At 56.5% G+C, this 17,184-nt stretch carries 11 protein-coding genes, 1 tRNA gene and 2 pseudogenes; 12 read left to right on the forward strand and 2 right to left on the reverse strand.

Annotated elements, in window-relative coordinates; genetic code table 11:
* Window positions 1-319 precede the first annotated feature (319 nt).
* The 9 genes and pseudogenes from MUBE_RS00905 (at window position 320) to dnaB (ending at window position 9,813) form a co-directional block, all read left to right on the forward strand.
* Entirely contained in the window at window positions 320-754 is a 435-nt protein-coding gene (locus tag MUBE_RS00905; protein WP_165849638.1) for a DUF5318 family protein, read from the forward strand.
* Entirely contained in the window at window positions 747-3,293 is a 2,547-nt protein-coding gene (locus MUBE_RS00910) for a transglycosylase domain-containing protein (RefSeq protein WP_424399003.1), read from the forward strand. The genes MUBE_RS00905 and MUBE_RS00910 overlap by 8 nt, the downstream gene beginning before the upstream one ends.
* A complete protein-coding gene (locus tag MUBE_RS00915; RefSeq protein ID WP_116539112.1) occupies window positions 3,290-4,963 on the forward strand; it encodes a glycosyltransferase family 87 protein in 1,674 nt (557 codons plus the stop codon). The genes MUBE_RS00910 and MUBE_RS00915 overlap by 4 nt, the downstream gene beginning before the upstream one ends.
* Window positions 4,963-5,600: pseudogene (locus tag MUBE_RS00920) on the forward strand (DJ-1/PfpI family protein). The gene MUBE_RS00915 and the pseudogene MUBE_RS00920 overlap by 1 nt, the downstream one beginning before the upstream one ends.
* A gap of 121 nt (window positions 5,601-5,721) precedes the next feature.
* A complete protein-coding gene (gene rpsF / locus MUBE_RS00925; protein WP_116539113.1) occupies window positions 5,722-6,012 on the forward strand; it encodes a 30S ribosomal protein S6 in 291 nt (96 codons plus the stop codon).
* 183 nt (window positions 6,013-6,195) lie between these two features.
* The gene (locus tag MUBE_RS00930; protein WP_116539114.1) at window positions 6,196-6,693 is read left to right on the forward strand and encodes a single-stranded DNA-binding protein; all 498 of its coding nucleotides are present in this window, start codon (window positions 6,196-6,198) and stop codon (window positions 6,691-6,693) included.
* 25 nt (window positions 6,694-6,718) lie between these two features.
* Entirely contained in the window at window positions 6,719-6,973 is a 255-nt protein-coding gene (gene rpsR, locus MUBE_RS00935; RefSeq protein ID WP_116539115.1) for a 30S ribosomal protein S18, read from the forward strand.
* 31 nt (window positions 6,974-7,004) lie between these two features.
* Entirely contained in the window at window positions 7,005-7,463 is a 459-nt protein-coding gene (gene rplI, locus MUBE_RS00940) for a 50S ribosomal protein L9 (protein WP_116539116.1), read from the forward strand.
* A gap of 535 nt (window positions 7,464-7,998) precedes the next feature.
* On the forward strand, window positions 7,999-9,813 hold the full coding sequence (dnaB, locus tag MUBE_RS00945; RefSeq protein WP_116539117.1) for a replicative DNA helicase: 1,815 nt from the start codon (window positions 7,999-8,001) through the stop codon (window positions 9,811-9,813).
* Window positions 9,814-10,209: 396 nt separating this feature from the next.
* Here the strand turns inward: dnaB and MUBE_RS00950 are convergent.
* A pseudogene (locus MUBE_RS00950) lies at window positions 10,210-11,466 on the reverse strand (MFS transporter); the annotation flags it as partial.
* Window positions 11,467-11,549: 83 nt separating this feature from the next.
* Between MUBE_RS00950 and MUBE_RS00955 the strand changes: the two are divergent.
* A complete protein-coding gene (locus tag MUBE_RS00955) occupies window positions 11,550-12,230 on the forward strand; it encodes a FadR/GntR family transcriptional regulator (RefSeq protein WP_243632712.1) in 681 nt (226 codons plus the stop codon).
* A 2,175-nt stretch (window positions 12,231-14,405) separates the two neighbouring features.
* On the forward strand, window positions 14,406-14,540 hold the full coding sequence (locus tag MUBE_RS18785; protein ID WP_279386647.1) for a hypothetical protein: 135 nt from the start codon (window positions 14,406-14,408) through the stop codon (window positions 14,538-14,540).
* 793 nt (window positions 14,541-15,333) lie between these two features.
* Here the strand turns inward: MUBE_RS18785 and MUBE_RS00975 are convergent.
* Window positions 15,334-15,416, reverse strand: a tRNA-Leu gene (locus MUBE_RS00975).
* Window positions 15,417-15,669: 253 nt separating this feature from the next.
* Between MUBE_RS00975 and MUBE_RS00980 the strand changes: the two genes are divergently transcribed.
* The gene (locus tag MUBE_RS00980; protein WP_116539122.1) at window positions 15,670-17,139 is read left to right on the forward strand and encodes a DUF3662 and FHA domain-containing protein; all 1,470 of its coding nucleotides are present in this window, start codon (window positions 15,670-15,672) and stop codon (window positions 17,137-17,139) included.
* Window positions 17,140-17,184: the final 45 nt, after the last annotated feature.

The raw sequence follows: 17,184 nt of genomic DNA on the forward strand, positions 1-17,184 counted from the left end.
ATCAGCCACACTAAAAGGTTACGATAGCCGGAAGTAACGGCGTTGATAACGGCACCGTCACGTTCCCGGTGCTCTTCCGTTGAGAGCTTACCATCCTTATAGAGCGTTATTGAGGATCTGGCAGGTTTCTTGGCGATCGCTGGTTTTCCTGCTACTGCCGCCACCCGGGAGGCTTCTGAGCGATCTAGTCACGGACTAAGGGTAGAAGCTCAGCGGCCAAGGTGGTGGCAAATTACCCGCAGCTCAGAAACGGAAACGGGTGGGCAACGGTGTCAGGCTTGCGTTTCGGTGGTGCGGTTGGGCACGTACTCTGGTTACCGTGCGACTGCAACGTCAGGTGGTGGATTACTCACTTCGGCGGCGTTCACTGCTGGCCGAGGTGTACTCGGGACGTACCGATTTGTCTGAAGTGTGTGACGCAAACCCCTATCTACTGCGTGCGGCAAAGTTTCACGGAAAACCGGGCCAAGCGATGTGCCCAATTTGTAGGAAGGAACAACTCACACTCGTGTCATGGGTGTTTGGCGACAACTTGGGTGCGGTTTCGGGATCGGCGCGGACCGCCGAGGAGTTGGTCGTGCTGGCTACACGTTACGCGGAGTTCGCGGTCCATGTGGTGGAAGTATGTCGCACCTGCAGTTGGAATCACCTGGTCAAGTCGTATGTGCTCGGTGCGACACGACCAGCACTACCTCCCCGGGGGAGTCGGGCTACCCGGACGACGCGCAACAACGCCCGCACGGCCATTGAATAACAAAAGACGCCACGATCGGTCGCCTAGAGACACAAGCGAGCCAGTGACTAGGCGGGCGGGGGAGCGTGTAAGTCCTGATCGGCCAGGCCAGCGTCGTCAAGTTCCGCCCGATGACCGGATGACAACAATAATCCCGTCCGTCACCAACGAGCGAACAGCAGGGCAGATGGACGCCCTTGAGGCCGTCAAAGCCGCCTTGGACGGTCCGCCGTCTGCTACGCCTTTCCGCTCGGTACCTCAGACACCCTGGTCCCCGCGGCGCGACCTTATTGACGAAGTCACAGCGGCGCCAAACAGTCGGTCAGCAACAACCGCAAGCGGTGGCAGACCGGCTTACGGACGCCGCCCGCTGGGCGGTCCGCCACCTCCACCCAAGCCACCCGGCGACCCTGTTGGACTTGGTGGGGGAGCACTCAAATCGGAGCCGAACTGGACCTGGCTCCAGCAGGTGAACTGGCGTTGGGTGCGGCGCTTGCTGTATCTCGCCGTAGTGGCGATGTCGTTGCCGATCGTCACCTTTATCTTGGCCTACTTCATGGTTGACATTCCCAGGCCGGGTGACATCCGTACCAACCAGATCTCGACGATCCTAGCCAGTGATGGCTCGGAGATCGCCAGAATTGTTCCGCCCGAAGGTAATCGGATCGATGTAAACTTGAGCCAAGTGCCAGTGCATGTACGCCAGGCGGTAATTGCTGCAGAGGACCGTAACTTCTATTCGAATCCGGGGTTCGATTTCAGAGCCTTCGCGCGAGCGGTGCAAAACAACCTCTTCGGCAGCGGTGATCTGCAGGGTGGGTCAACGATCACCCAGCAGTATGTGAAGAACGCGTTAGTCGGTTCTGCACAACACGGATTTAGTGGTTTGATGCGTAAAGCTAAGGAACTGGTCATCGCCACCAAAATGTCGGGTGAGTGGTCCAAAGACGATGTGTTGCAGGCCTATGTGAACATCATTTATTTCGGCAGAGGCGCCTATGGAATTTCGGCCGCCGCCAAAGCCTATTTCGACAAGCCTGTGGAGCAGCTCACCGTCTCCGAAGGGGCACTGCTGGCGGCACTAATTCGGCGGCCGTCCACCCTAGACCCAGCTATCGACCTCAAGGGTGCTACGGCCCGCTGGAACTGGGTGCTGAACGGCATGGTGGACATCAAGGCTCTGTCGACGAGTGACCGCTCAGCACAACGGTTTCCCGTAACTGTGCCGCCAGATCAGGCCCGTGCGCAGAATCAGACCACCGGACCCAATGGGCTCATCGAACGTCAGGTGACCAACGAGCTGCTCGAACTGTTCGACATCGACGAACAGACTTTGAACACCCAGGGGGTGCAAGTCATCACTACTATTGATCCGCAGGCTCAACGAGCGGCCGAGAAAGCGGTGTCAAAATACCTTGACAATCAGGATCCCGACATGCGGTCCGCTATCGTTTCGATCGACCCACATAATGGCGCGATACGCGCCTATTACGGCGGCGCTGATGCCAACGGCTTTGATTTTGCTCAGGCTGGATTACAAACTGGCTCGTCGTTCAAGGTGTTCGCGCTCGTCGCTGCGCTCGAGCAAGGCATCGGTCTAGGCTACCAGGTCGACAGCTCCCCGCTTACCATCAATGGCATCAAGATCACCAACGACGAAGGCGAGAGTTGTGGGACCTGCAATATCGCTGAGGCGCTCAAGCTCTCGTTGAACACTTCTTACTATCGATTGATGCTCAAACTCAAGAATGGACCACAGACCGTCGCGGACGCAGCCCACCAAGCCGGTGTCGCGAACAGTTTCCCTGGTGTATCGCACACATTATCTGAAGATGGCAACGGTGGACCGCCTAACAACGGAATCGTGCTGGGCCAGTATGAAACCCGCGTGATCGATATGGCCTCAGCATACGCTACATTGGCTGCGTCTGGTGTCTACCACCGACCGCACTTTGTGCAAAAAGTCGTTAATGCTGAGGGCCGTGTCCTTTTCGACGCCAGCACGGCGGACGACAACGGCGACCAACGTATCACTAAAGCTGTCGCCGATAACGTCACCGCGGCGATGCAGCCGATCGCCGGTTATTCACATGGCCATAACTTGGCCGGCGGGCGGCCTTCGGCAGCCAAAACCGGCACAGTGCAGTTAGGCCATACCACAGCCAACAAGGACGCCTGGATGGTCGGCTATACACCGTCGTTGTCGACGGCGGTGTGGGTAGGCACCGTAGAAGACAATGTCCCGTTAATAACCGCTTCAGGCGCAGCGGTTTACGGTTCTGGCTTGCCGGCGGATATCTGGAAGTCGACGATGGATGGCGCCCTAAAAGGCACTGCCAACGAAAGCTTCCCCAAGCCGACCGAGATAGGTGGCTACGCGGGTGTACCGCCCCCGCCTCCACTGCCGTCAGCGACACCGCCGCCACCTTCGAAGACTGTCATCCAGCCCACTGTCGAGGTGATGCCAGGCATTACTTTCCCGATCGGTCCGCCTACCACGATCACTATTACACCGCCGCCGACATCACCCGGCACAACAACTTCAACGACGCCGCCGTGATCAACACTGCGACACACAGCGCCACTATCTCGCCGGGACTGTTGGCCACTGATCTCCGGAACGTCGACAACCGCGATTGCCCCAGCCGCACCGACTATTTGGGGGCCGCTCTAGCAAACGTAATCGGTGGACCGGTAGGTCGCCATGCGCTGATCGGCCGTAGCTGGCTAATGACGCCACTCCGGGTGATGTTTCTCATCGGGCTGGTGTTTCTGGCGCTCGGCTGGTCAACAAAGGCGGCCTGCTTGCAAACTACCGGAACGGGACCGGCCGACCAGCGGGTTGCCAACTGGGATAACCAACGCGCATATTACGAGCTGTGCTACTCGGATATCGTGCCACTTTACGGCGCAGAATTGTTGAACCAGGGCAAGTTTCCGTACAAATCGAGCTGGATCGAAACCGACAGCAGCGGCACACCGCAGATTCGCTACGACGGTAAGCCCACGGTGCGATACATGGAATATCCGGTACTCACCGGTATCTATCAGTATGTATCGATGGCGGTGGCCAAGACTTACACGGCGCTAAGCAAGCTCGTCGCCCTTCCGGTGATTGCCGAGGTAGTGGCATTTTTCGATGTCGCTGCATTCGGGCTGGCGCTGGCCTGGCTAGCGACCATCTGGGCCACCGCAGGGCTAGCGGGCCGCAGGATATGGGATGGGGCCTTAGTCGCTGCGTCTCCGCTAGTAATTTTTCAAATATTCACCAACTTCGACGCGTTGGCAACCGCATTTGCGACTGCTGGATTACTTGCGTGGGCACGGCGCAGACCGGTACTTGCTGGTGTGCTGATCGGGTTAGGCGTTGCAGCCAAGTTCTATCCGCTACTGTTTTTGGTCCCGTTGTTTGTATTGAGCATTCGCACTGGGCGTCTCGAGAGTGTGGCCCGCACCGCAGTGACCGCAATAGTGACCTGGTTATTGGTAAATTTTCCTGTGCTACTGCTCTTCCCGCGGGGTTGGTCGGAGTTTTTCCGGCTCAACGCCCGTCGCGGCGACGACATAGATTCAGTGTATTTCATCGTGAAATCGTTCACTGGCTGGCGCGGTTTTGATCCCAAGCTAGGCTTCTGGGAGCCACCCCTGGTGCTAAACATCGTAGTAGCAGTGTTATTCATATTGCTTTGTGCAGCAATAGCTTACATCGCGCTGACTGCTACACAGCGGCCACGAGTAGCGCAGTTAGCGTTTTTGACGTTGGCGGCATTCTTGTTGACCAACAAGGTCTGGAGCCCTCAGTTCTCACTGTGGTTGGTGCCGCTGGCAGTGCTGGCCCTGCTGCACCGCCGTGTGCTGCTGACATGGATGACGATCGATGCCCTAGTTTGGGTGCCGCGAATGTATTACTTGTATGGCAATCCGAGCCGTTCACTCCCGGAGCAGTGGTTCACCGCAACAGTGCTGCTGCGCGACATCGCGGTTGTGGCGCTATGTGCACTGGTGATCCGTCAGATTTATCGGCCTAACGAGGATCTGGCGCGGAGGGGTGGATGGGTGGACGATCCGGCGGGCGGTCCCTTCGATCGCGCCCCAGACGCCCCGCTAGGCTGGTTGCCAGACTGGCTACATCCAGCCAGGATGCCGCAGGCGGTCACACCGACAACACCACCAGCAACTAAAACCGAGCTAGCCGACGCTGAAACAGCTGCTGATCCCGGACAGCCATAATGCGGGTAGCGATTCCGCTGTTCGAACGGGTCACGGCGCTCGACTCCATCGGGCCTTACGAAGTGCTGCAACGCATTCCGTCAACTGACATAGTGTTTGTCAGACACCGGGAAAGAGAGGTGCGCACCGAAAACGGGATGCTCGGCCTTACTTGCGACGCGCCTTTCGACAAAGTCAGCGCACCCAATGTGGTAGTGTTCCCTGGCGGTGGCAGAACCCGTCAGAGAACCCACAACGACGCTCTCTGCGCTTGGCTGCAATCGGTGCATCTTCATGCCAAGTTCACCTAACCTCGGCATGCACCAGTATACTATTGTTTGCCGCCGCTGGCCTGCTGTGAGGAACTCACCGCGACGACGTACTGGAGTGCCACGGACCTGCTCAATAAATTGGGTTACGCACTACGTGCTGGAGCGTGTCGTCAAACACCTCCCGCAGCGGATCATCACCACCGCGGGGTCTCTAGCGGTGTCGACATGGCCTTGCGGCTGGTTGAGTTCCTTGTCGATCGACCACCCGCACAGGCCGTTCAACTGCTCATCAAATTACGACCTGCAGCCCTCCGTTCGGCTCGGGTACATTGGCGAAGGCCAAGGTCGACGAATACCGGCGCAGCCGAAACCGACCGGTTGGCTGATAACCCAAAATTTTTCTGGTAGAATCAATATTCAGTAGCCTGAGGGCGTTGCCGAGCGAGGCAACCCTCCTGCCACGGGTCAGCCGTGGCCGCATAGACCAGAGGAGGTAGGTGAGTTTCCATGCGTCCATACGAAATTATGGTGATTCTTGCCCCCACGCTCAGCGAACGTATCGTTGGCCCATCCTTGGAAGCATTTCTAAACGTCGTCCGCAAAGATGGTGGAGCCATCGACAAAGTAGACATCTGGGGCCGGCGCCGGCTGGCATACGAAATCGCTAAGCATGCCGAAGGCATTTACGTTGTCATCGACCTAAAGGCCACGCCGGCGATGGTGTCCGAGCTCGACCGCCAGCTTACCCTCAATGAGTCTGTGTTGCGCACCAAGGTGATGCGCACCGATAAGCACTAGCACTGACGACGGTGACCGGCAGAGCTAGGTGGGCTCCCTCCGCTTTCAGGGGCGCGTCGGGCATCACAGCATTAGTGCAGACGACCGTCCGCGGTCGACGCTCTTGCTTAAGCTCTCCGAAAACACGCTCATGACCAACGCCCGCGCCAAGGCGAGGAGTAGGGCGAAATTAGGGAGGAAATTGTGGCTGGTGACACAACCATCACCGTTGTCGGAAACCTGACTGCTGACCCCGAGCTGCGGTTCACTCCGTCCGGTGCTGCCGTGGCGAATTTCACCGTGGCGTCGACGCCACGGATTTATGACCGTCAGAGCGGCGAGTGGAAAGACGGTGAAGCGCTGTTTCTCCGGTGCAATATTTGGCGGGAGGCCGCGGAGAACGTGGCTGAAAGCCTCACTCGGGGGGCACGAGTGATTGTCACCGGCCGACTTAAGCAGCGTTCCTTCGAGACCCGTGAGGGTGAAAAGCGCACTGTCGTCGAGGTTGAGGTCGACGAGATCGGCCCGTCGCTTCGATACGCCACGGCCAAGGTCAACAAGGCCAGCCGCAGTGGCGGCGGCTTCGGCAGTGGACCCCGTCAGGCGTCGGCGCAAGTGAGCGGCGAAGTTGGCGACGACCCGTGGGGCAGTGCCCCAGCATCGGGCTCCTTCGGCAGCGGTGACGAAGAACCCCCCTTCTAACAAGAAAACAGAAAGAAATACACACATGGCCAAGTCCAGCAAGCGGCGTCCCGCTCCTGAAAAGCCGGTTAAAGCGCGTAAATGCATCTTCTGCGCGAAGAAAGACTATCAGATCGACTACAAAGATACCGCGCTACTGCGCACGTACATCAGTGAGCGGGGCAAGATCCGGGCCCGTCGGGTCACCGGCAACTGCGTGCAACACCAGCGCGACATCGCGATAGCAGTGAAGAACGCCCGCGAGGTAGCTCTGTTGCCCTTTACCTCTTCGGCGCGATAACCGGATAAGCCCAACGGAAAGTACAAAAACGATGAAGCTGATTCTGACGACTGACGTCGACCACCTTGGTTCCGTTGGCGACACAGTCGAGGTCAAGGACGGGTACGGGCGAAATTTCTTGCTCCCGCGCGGTCTGGCGATCGTCGCCTCGCGGGGTGCCCAGAAGCAGGTTGACGAGATCCGTCGGGCCCGCGACATGAAAACGGTGCGCGACCGTGAGCACGCCAACGAAATCAAGGCAGCGATCGAGACGCTGGGCTCGGTATCACTGTCAGTGAAGACGGCGGCTGGTTCCGGCAAGCTGTTCGGCTCCGTGACCGCCAGTGATGTTGTCGCCGCCATCAAAAAGGCGGGCGGGCCAAACCTCGACAAACGGATCGTGCGGCTGCCTAAAACCCATATTAAGGCCATCGGCACACACCCGGTATCGGTGCACTTGCACCCTGAAATTGATGTCGTGGTGTCACTCAACGTCGTCGCAGCGAGCTAAGAACGCAGCGTTTGCTGACCTCCGGTGGCGGCTACTGATCAGCAACCACCGGATTTTGTTCGTACGTTGAAAGTTCTTTGAAAGTACTGGTTTGGTTGCTCCTGGCGAACTATTTCCGGCAACTGTGAGAACATCCATCGTTACCAATACGTAACGCTTCCAAAATCTGGCTGAAATCCAACACGCCCGGTGAAGTAACTTGATCCGACACGCCGAAGAGATTCTTATCCACACAATATCTGTCGTGTTGTGGGACGTTTATCTGCAGCTATGTACTAACGATCCGGATTGATCCACAGGTTTTTCACATCCCGTTTCACACAGTGTCGACGGGTATGCACACACAATGCACAGCTTCATGAACGACAGCCGCTTGGAGTACTCGCCAGCAACGTCTACCGTCGTGCCGGCGCGACGTTGTGGGTGCGTTGGGGCGCGGGTGTCGGGACCTTGACTTACGCTCTGAAATATTGGCTATCGAATGCCCGTTCGAATGCTTGTGTCAGGGTGCTCGTGTCAGGGGAGGTGAGAGTCGATGGCGGTCGTCGATGATCTGGCGCAGATCAACATGGATCCTGTTCCGCCTAGTGAAGATTTTGGCCGCCAGCCACCGCAGGATCTTGCCGCGGAACAGTCGGTGCTAGGTGGGATGCTGCTAAGCAAGGACGCCATTGCCGACGTCCTCGAGCGACTGCAACCTGGCGACTTTTATCGTCCCGTACACCAGAATATCTACGACACGATCCTGGATCTTTACGGAAGCGGGGAACCCGCCGACGCGGTGACGGTGGCCGCCGAATTAGATCGCCGCGGATTGTTACGCCGGATAGGTGGCGCGCCATATCTACACACCCTGATCTCGACGGTGCCGACAGCCGCCAATGCAGGTTACTACGCGGGCATCGTCGCCGAAAAGGCGCTACTGCGTCGACTGGTGGAGGCCGGCACGCGGGTGGTGCAGTACGGCTACGCCGGCGCTGAGGGCGCCGATGTGGCGGAGGTGGTCGACCGCGCGCAGGCAGAAATCTACGACGTCGCCGAGCGCCGGCTTTCTGAGGACTATGTCTCCCTCGAGGATCTGCTACAGCCGACGATGGACGAGATCGACGCCATCGCCTCCAACGGGGGCATATCACGTGGCGCGCCGACCGGCTTCACTGAACTCGACGAAATAACCAACGGTTTGCATCCGGGACAGATGATCATCGTGGCGGCGCGTCCAGGTGTAGGCAAGGCTCTCGCGTTGGACACACCGCTGCCCACATCGACCGGTTGGACGACGATGGGTGATGTCGACGTCGGAGACGAGTTGCTGGCCGCTGACGGAACACCGACGCGGGTGGTGGCCGCGACCGAGGTCATGTTGGGCCGGCCGTGCTATGAGATCAAGTTTTCCAACGGCACCGTCATTGTCGCCGACGCCAAGCATCAATGGCCGACGAATTATGGCATCCGGACGTCGGCTCAGTTGCGTTGCGGACTGGACACTATCGCCGCGGCCGGGTCAACTCAGCACCGCACCGGACGATCGGCCGCCACCACACTAATGACCCCGGTGTTGCGCATCGAATCGGTGCGGCAGGTGCACAGTGTTCCGGTACGATGTGTCCAGGTAGAAAATGCCGCTCATTTGTATCTGGCTGGTCCTGGGATGGTACCGACTCACAACTCGACCCTGGGGCTGGACTTCATGCGGTCTTGTTCAATCAAACATCGCCTGGCCAGCGTCATCTTCTCGCTGGAGATGAGTAAGTCCGAAATCGTGATGCGGCTGCTTTCGGCGGAGGCGAAAATTAAGCTTACTGACATGCGTTCGGGCCGGATGACCGACGATGATTGGACACGGCTGGCGCGACGGATGAGCGAAATAAGTGAGGCGCCACTGTATATCGACGACTCACCAAACCTGACCATGATGGAGATCCGCGCCAAAGCGCGCCGGCTGCGGCAAAAGACGAACCTTCAGCTGCTCGTGGTCGACTACCTGCAGCTGATGACATCAGGCAAACGATTCGAGTCGCGACAGGTAGAAGTCTCGGAGTTCTCCCGCCATTTCAAATTGTTGGCCAAAGAACTCGAGATCCCTGTGGTGGCGATCAGCCAGCTGAACCGTGGTCCCGAGCAGCGCACCGACAAGAAGCCGATGTTGTCCGATCTACGAGAGTCGGGAAGCTTAGAGCAGGATGCCGACGTCGTGATCTTGCTACACAGGCCGGATGCCTTCGACCGTGACGATCCACGTGTCGGCGAGGCGGACTTGATTCTCGCCAAGCACCGCAACGGCCCAACCAAGACGGTCACTGTTGCCCATCAACTACACTTGTCACGATTCACCAACATGGCACGGTAACGACCGCCGGTGTAGTTTCTCATCCAACATGGCGTAATCCTCATCTCCGTGAAACGAAAATGGCAAATCCGCCACAAAGATGTAGATTCTGATTTAGTGGGACTAAGCTTTAGACGGTCGCGTTAGTCACGACCACTCGTTTGGATCTAGTCTGTTTGATTCGCGAATTTGACTTTACACCAAGAACATTGGTATCTATGACTGAAAAACCGCATGTGCCCATTAGACAATCTGGCATGTAGGTTACATTAGACCAGATTGAAGCATCTCGGCGCATGTCATCTACAAATCTCGCTCCGACGTATCCTTGCCAGTGAATCTCCATGGGGTTTGATTCTGTTTAGTTTCAACGTATTTCGCCGTACAGTGGTCATTTTTGAGGTAGGTCTGCTTTCGGCTTGACGTTGCGCAGGACCTCTGTGCTACCCAGCTGTCTTCGAGGTAACGCGGCTTGCATGCATAGTACCCTCCTACCAGCAGTGCTGCGATAGTGACCAGTAGAAACCCAAACGGCAACACCCACTCTTTAGTGACATCGTGCAGGACGCCGAACAGCAGTGGTCCAACACAGGCAATCAGATATCCGACACCCTGGGTGAAGCCGGATAGCGCAGCCGAGCCGGCCCCAGTGTGGCAACGGAGATTGATCAGGGTCAGCACCGCGGGGAAGGTGGTCGGACCAAGCCCGAGGAAGAGCACCCAGATGATAGTTGCTGTCAGTGGAGCCCACAGTAATCCGGCGAAACCAAAGAGATAGCAACACGCACAAACGATGACAATCGGAAAAGGGTTCGCTAACCTAACGCACAATGCGGGCGCAACGAGCGCTGCGACAAACCCGACACCTGAGAAGACCGCAACCATGGCACCACCGAGCGATTCACTGCCACCTGCCGATGTCAGGATCTCTGGTATCCAGGTGAACAACGTGTACGTAATCAACGATGTCATGCCGAGCATGATGGTCAGGCTCCACGCGATTGGCGAGCGCCACACCGGCCCAATTGTTTTCGGTGGTTCAACAACGTGATGACCGATGTCATCACCACGACGAGTGATGATGATCGCGGTCCATGGCCCCAGTGCGGCCAATGGAATTAGCGCCCACACGGCAAGCGACACGCGCCAGCCGTGTGTGTCGGCGAGCGGCACCGCGGCGGCGGCGGGTATAAGGGTGCCGAGCTGAATGCAGGTGAGGTAAACGGTGCTCATTAGCGCGACACGATCACCGAAATACCTCTTGACCAGTGGAGGGATCACAATGTTGCCAATTCCCATGCCGATGAGCGCCAGCGTTGTTAGCGCCAACAGTCCGGTCACGCCGGACATCATTGAGCGGCCGACGATGCCAGCTGCCGTCGTTGCGGCAGCGACTAAAGCCATCTGTTCGATCGTGAATCGGCGACCAAGCGCGGGGGAAATGAACCCGGCTAATGCGAACACGGCAGTCGGCAGCATCCCAAAGATGCCGATGATGGTGTTGCCGAAACCCATGTTGTCTGACACTCGTGAAAGTAGAGGTGTTAGCGAGGTGATCGCAGAGCGCAGAGGAAGCGAGGACAGCACGACTGCCAGGAGGATCATGACTCGTCCGGTAAAAAGTGACTGTTGTGTGTTTGAGTCGTGGACCGCCGCAGTCGTTGTGGCAGTCATCATTATGAACTCCTCTTGCAATATTGCTCGTCAAATCATTGTATGAATGGATGTATTAGTCAAATTCGGCTTAGGATGGGTGCATGCAGACTATCCGCCGTCAGACGCTTATTGCGCAGGTTAGCGACCAGCTGCGCGACGAGATCATATCCGGACGATGGGTAGTTGGTGACCGCATTCCGGCCGAACCAACGCTGTGTGAGATGACCGGGACTGCACGCAACACGGTGCGCGAGGCCGTGCAGGCTCTAGTACAAGCTGGAATGCTCGAGCGACGGCAAGGATCAGGCACGTACGTCATCACCGATGACGAGCACGGTAACGCGCTTGCTGGATATTTCGCTGCTGCTCGTGAACGTGACCTCTTGGAATTACGCGAAGCGGTAGAGATTACCGCCACTGCACTGGCAGCGCAGCGACGTGACGCTGCCGATATCGGTGAGTTGCGAACCGTGCTCGCCCGACGAAACGAGTTGAGGAGCAGCAGCTCCGATACGGAATGTGCATGCGCTGAGATGATTTCGGCTGACGCGGCGCTACACCGTGCGATTATAGCAGCCAGTCATAATAACGTGTATCTACAATTCTACGACTTATTGTTACCAATGGTACAGCGATCTATGCAGGCCCGCTCCGTCGAAACCTGCGGATTGTACGAACATGAGCACACCGAATTGGTCGAAGCGGTGGTAGCCGGTGACCCGCAGCGAGCCGAGACAGCCGTGCGGGTGTTAATCTCGACACTGCACCATAGTCAGGATTGAAAGAACCTGATTCGAGGTGGCTGGTTAATTTCAGCTGACCTAGTGGCGTAGAGGGGCAGTTCATCTTTAATGTAAGTGCCAAAGATCGTCTACGAACTGACGATGATCATTTCAGTCAGGCCTGCGATTTAGCAGCTGACCCGAACGGCATGCTAAAACTCGCCGTGCTGTAATTAACGCTATTGAGCTCAATACATAGGGGTGCGCTACTCATCGGAAAGTAATCCCCCGATACAGAGAGACTTCACGCACCTTGATACAGTTACGGCTAAAGCCAGTCAGAATGCGATTAACATCAAGTATATTGCCAGTTGTCTCCGATGGCCGGTGGTGGGTTCACCGGTGAAAGTAGGCACCACAGTAACTGTTATCTCCAAGGCAATATTTGTTGTAAAATATCCCTGATAATATGGCAGTAAGACTGCCTTCATAAAAACATCATATACTCAAGGTTTCGGCCAGTTTATGTCTCTGCGAATGCCACTGTCTCGGAACTGTTGGACATCCGTTGGCAATAGGTTTTGCATCATCGCCTCATAATTCTCGATGTCACCCTGTACTTCGACCCAGGCGCAATGTCGGCAGCAACTGAGTATTGACCACAGCGCGGATCCGGGAGTTGCTCGTGACCTATTCGAGTAGGCCGGCGACGGTGATCGCAGAGCGAATCAGCGGAAGTACTCGATCCACACGCTCAGCAAGTAAGTGCGCGAGCTACAGCGGCTGTACCTGCCACCAGATCCAGTGTCGCATACAATTTATCAGGTCGGGGAAATAACCCTACGTTACCTGTAGTTTCCTAACGTACAGGTTCCCGTCGACTACAGCCGGGTACGCATAGCTACTGCGCTGCAGGTGATAACGATGGTGTGCGGGTATTCCCGATGGGCATCAGCGGCGTTGATTCTGACGCGCAGTACTGAAAATCTGTATGCCGTGTAGGTGGCAATATCTTGCGTTATTGGATGCGGTGCCGCTAGTTTTCATCTGGGATGGTGAAAATCTAGTCGGACAGTGGCAGGAGCGGGTGCCCAAATTGATCGCGGCTTATCAGGCGTTCCGTGGAACGATGGCAGCCAAGGCGGTGATCTGCAAACCCGGACGATCCCGAAACCAAAGGCTTCGTAATGAACCTGGCTGGTCCAAATTCACTCGTCGACAAATTACCAGAATTCAGTTGCCGTTGACAGGCGCCTCTGCGGCGTGATGATCACCTCCGTATTCCTAATTCAGAATTCTATTCGGAATGATCACAACCAGTGGCGCAAGAAGATGACTGTTCGTTGGTACGACACATTGAGATTCAACAACTCTGAAGAATTGAGTGCCCAAATTTCACAGAATTTTGTCCGATGGAAAACACGGATGCAAACTAGCCCCGATGGTCCAGCCCACATTGATACCGAGAGTAGCGTCAGCTATGCTGAATTATTTTTGATGGTAGCAGAATAAAAAATGCTAATATATTGTAGCGGTATTGATAGGGGTCCCTCTGGGGTGCCGGGTGTGTTGATGCTCGAGAACGCTACTGTTCAGTACTCGGGGGTAACGCACCACTCGCGCATAGTCGGTGCCGAGAAGTAACTTGCGAAGCCGCTCTTGGGGATTTTAGCCCATATCGACAGTCGCTAAGAATCGGCGGATGCGTCCGCCGCGTTGGGCGTGAATGCTGGTGCGGTAAGCATAGGTCAGGGCTGTTACCAGTCCGCTGCCACTGGTCGATGTGTGCACATCCATTTAATTAGGTGTTAGTTCACGGCGTATAAGCTGTCACAGCGGGCCATACGGGATACAAAGATGGTGGCCGATATCGTAGCCACTTGATTTGATGTCTCCGGTGTGCTCAAGATCGTTGATTTAGCTGCGTTCGTCACGTACTTAGAACTATGCTATGGAAGAAGCGCTCTGATAGCGTTCGGAGCCTCTGCGCAGTGTTCCGTCCAGTTTTGCGGTTGTTGCTGACAGTTTTATCGACAACGTCACCTTCGTAGTTGGCTGGGACTGCTGTGCGCACCGATCAATACAGCAACTCATTGATCAGCATTATTAGGCGTTAAGCTGCTAATAGTGCTACGGATATTATACCATTTTATTGCGTCTATGTAGGCGGGCGTGAAATTCAGCGTTGGTCATCCGCTGTGACGATAGATCGAAATCGGGGTTCAGTGGCTACATGTGCGGGCTTCAGAAGCGATGGAAACGTCGCTATTCGGTTTCGGCATCGCTGCAGGTGGCCGTGCAGTCTTGTCCGGCCATGCTGACGGCGTCGAGCAGCTAGCTATAACTGAACTCACCGAGGGTGTCTACTGATTGTTAAAGACGCCTCATTAAGAAACCGCACCAAGAACGCGCGACCAACAGGGCGCTCACAGTTATAGTCGGTTCTGTAGGCTCTTTGGCCTTTGGTCGCAGCCTCGGGAGGCTCTTCTTGTGGTGCTGCTCGATGCTTTCTGCGGCAACAGATCTCATGATCACATCAAGCGCGGTGGAGAACACGTTATCGACGATCATGCACAGGTGTTGACGTAGTCAGGTCACCGCCGGGTTTTCGCAGAAATCGTAGTGGCGTTCCGCACTTTGGATTGCTGTACCAATGGTCGTTCGTCCGTGAGAACCTGCAGCTCCTAAAGATCGGCGAACTCTAGAAGGTCTAGGCGTGAAACTACGTTGCACATGGCAGAACCAAAAAGTGGCGTCTTCTTTGCGACAACTTTCAATCTACTCAACCACCCTCGACTGAATGTGCTGGCCGAGCAGCTCTCACAAATCAACGATTTAAAATAACACCATCTGTCCCGATGGACACAGCGAGAGCCCCTAGTTCGAACCGTACTCCCCGACTAGGCTTGTCCAATCTAACCCAGTCGTCGGCCAAGCTATACTTTATGTGCCGGACATGCTTCACCGAACCTGACGTATGTCTCAATTATTGACAACCACGCAACGATCAAAATGGGGATCGTACAGCAGCAGCCCTGTTACTCGCCGGTGCTGATCTCTCCCCAAGAACTACCTGCCAAACGCAAAGCTCACGACTCCTTTGAGGTTCGTAACCCTATAGTGCCGCAGCTCTTATACCCAAGACTCAAACTCTTCACAAGTGTGGGCGAAGGGGGACTTGAACCCCCACGTCCCGAAGGACACTGGCACCTGAAGCCAGCGCGTCTGCCATTCCGCCACTCGCCCGAAAGGCAGTCGACCAACTTTACCACTCTAGTAGCCGCACGCCCCTACTGCCTTCACACATCTGCCAGAACTTTCGGCATCGGATCACCGCTGTCCAGACACTTCTGAGTTGGCCCAATGCGGTTGTCAGACTTCCCACGGTCCCGCAGTGTCGTGGTGTACCGATACCATGCTTGGATGGTACAATATACGGGAGTGGTGTTTGCCTTGTGCAGGCAATATACCAGAACAAGCGTGAGCCTAGCACTAAACGATGGGTAACCAAAAAGGGCTCATACAGCGCATCGAACGCAAGCTCGAATCAACCGTGGGCGACACGTTTGCCCGGATATTCGGGGGATCGATCGTTCCGCAAGAGGTTGAAGCCCTGTTGCGCCGCGAAGCCGCCGACGGCGTCCGGTCGCTACAAGGAAATCGCTTTTTGGCGCCCAACGAATACATCATTACCCTCGGTGTGCACGATCTTAAAAAGGTGGAAGCTGACCCGTACTTTACGTCGAGCGCTTTCGCTAACGACTTGGCTGACTATATCCATGAACAGGGGTGGCAAACGTATGGTGATGTGGTCGTCCGGTTCGAGCAGTCGTCGAATATACATACCGGGCAGTTCCGCGCCCGCAGTGCTGTCAACCCCGATGCCGAGCCCCGCCCGATGGTTAACCATCCCGTCCGGCCACAATCTAATTGTGCGTTCAGTGCAGAACCAGGAGTACCACCGATGACTGACAACTCGAGTTACCGCGGAGGTCAAGGGCAGGGGTGCCCAGGCTATGATTACTACAACGACTGCCACGGCCGGCTGCAAGACGATCCGCACGGCGTGAACCCCCAGGGTGGACAGGACCCTCGAGGAGGCTATCCATCGCAGCCTGTATATCCGCCGCCTCACCATCCAGTTCAGGGCGGCTATTCCGACCAACGTGGATACCAAGATCAGTGCAGCTACCCTGACCAGGGGCAAGGCAGTTACCCGCCGTCCTATGAACAGCGTCCGTTAACTCCTGGTGGATACGGCGGCCAAGGTCACGACCAAGGTTATCGCCCGAGCGGCTACGGTTCTCCCGGTGGTCAGTTAGGTGGTGGCCAGCCAAGCTACGGTGGGTACGAAGATTACGGTCGCGGGCCTGTTCATCAGGAAAAAGGCGGGCCTGCTCCAGCCGGCCCCTTCGCCCCGCCTGAACAACGTCCGGCTTACCCCGGCCAGGGTGGCAGATACGAGCAAGGCTATAAGTACAGCGGCCCTGGATACGGCAGGCGAGATTACGGACAACAGGATTACACCCAATACGCCGAAAATCCGCCGGGGGGAGTGTATGTGCCTTCCGGCGGTGGGTATGCCGAATCCGCCGGTTGTGATTACAATTACGGCCAGCCAGAAGCCGCTAGTGACTATAATCAACCGACAGGCAGTGGATATGGAGGCTACGGGGTACTAGGAAGCGCGGTCATCCTGCAGCTCGACGACGGCAGCGGCCGGACCTACCAGCTGAGTGAGGGCTCTAACATCGTGGGCCGCGGACAGGATGCCCAGTTTCGGTTGCCCGACACTGGTGTTTCTCGCCGACATCTGGAAATCCGCTGGGATGGACATGTTGCGCTGCTCTCCGACCTCAACTCCACGAATGGCACCACCGTTAATAATGCGCCGGTACAAGAATGGCAGTTGGCCGATGGCGACGTGATCCATTTAGGCCACTCAGAGATCATCGTTCGCATCCACTGAACCTACTGGGTTGAAAACTGCCGTGCTTCACCCTGCGTCGACCAC

This window comes from Mycobacterium uberis, from assembly GCF_003408705.1.
Lineage (GTDB): Bacteria > Actinomycetota > Actinomycetes > Mycobacteriales > Mycobacteriaceae > Mycobacterium > Mycobacterium uberis.

Coding starts and splice junctions, on each gene's coding strand:
- MUBE_RS00955 (WP_243632712.1), top strand. CDS start 11,550: ATGCAGACTATCCGCCGTCAGACGCTTATTGCGCAGGTTAGCGACCAG.
- dnaB (WP_116539117.1), top strand. CDS start 7,999: ATGGCGGTCGTCGATGATCTGGCGCAGATCAACATGGATCCTGTTCCG.
- rpsF (WP_116539113.1), top strand. CDS start 5,722: ATGCGTCCATACGAAATTATGGTGATTCTTGCCCCCACGCTCAGCGAA.
- MUBE_RS00980 (WP_116539122.1), top strand. CDS start 15,670: ATGGGTAACCAAAAAGGGCTCATACAGCGCATCGAACGCAAGCTCGAA.
- rpsR (WP_116539115.1), top strand. CDS start 6,719: ATGGCCAAGTCCAGCAAGCGGCGTCCCGCTCCTGAAAAGCCGGTTAAA.
- rplI (WP_116539116.1), top strand. CDS start 7,005: ATGAAGCTGATTCTGACGACTGACGTCGACCACCTTGGTTCCGTTGGC.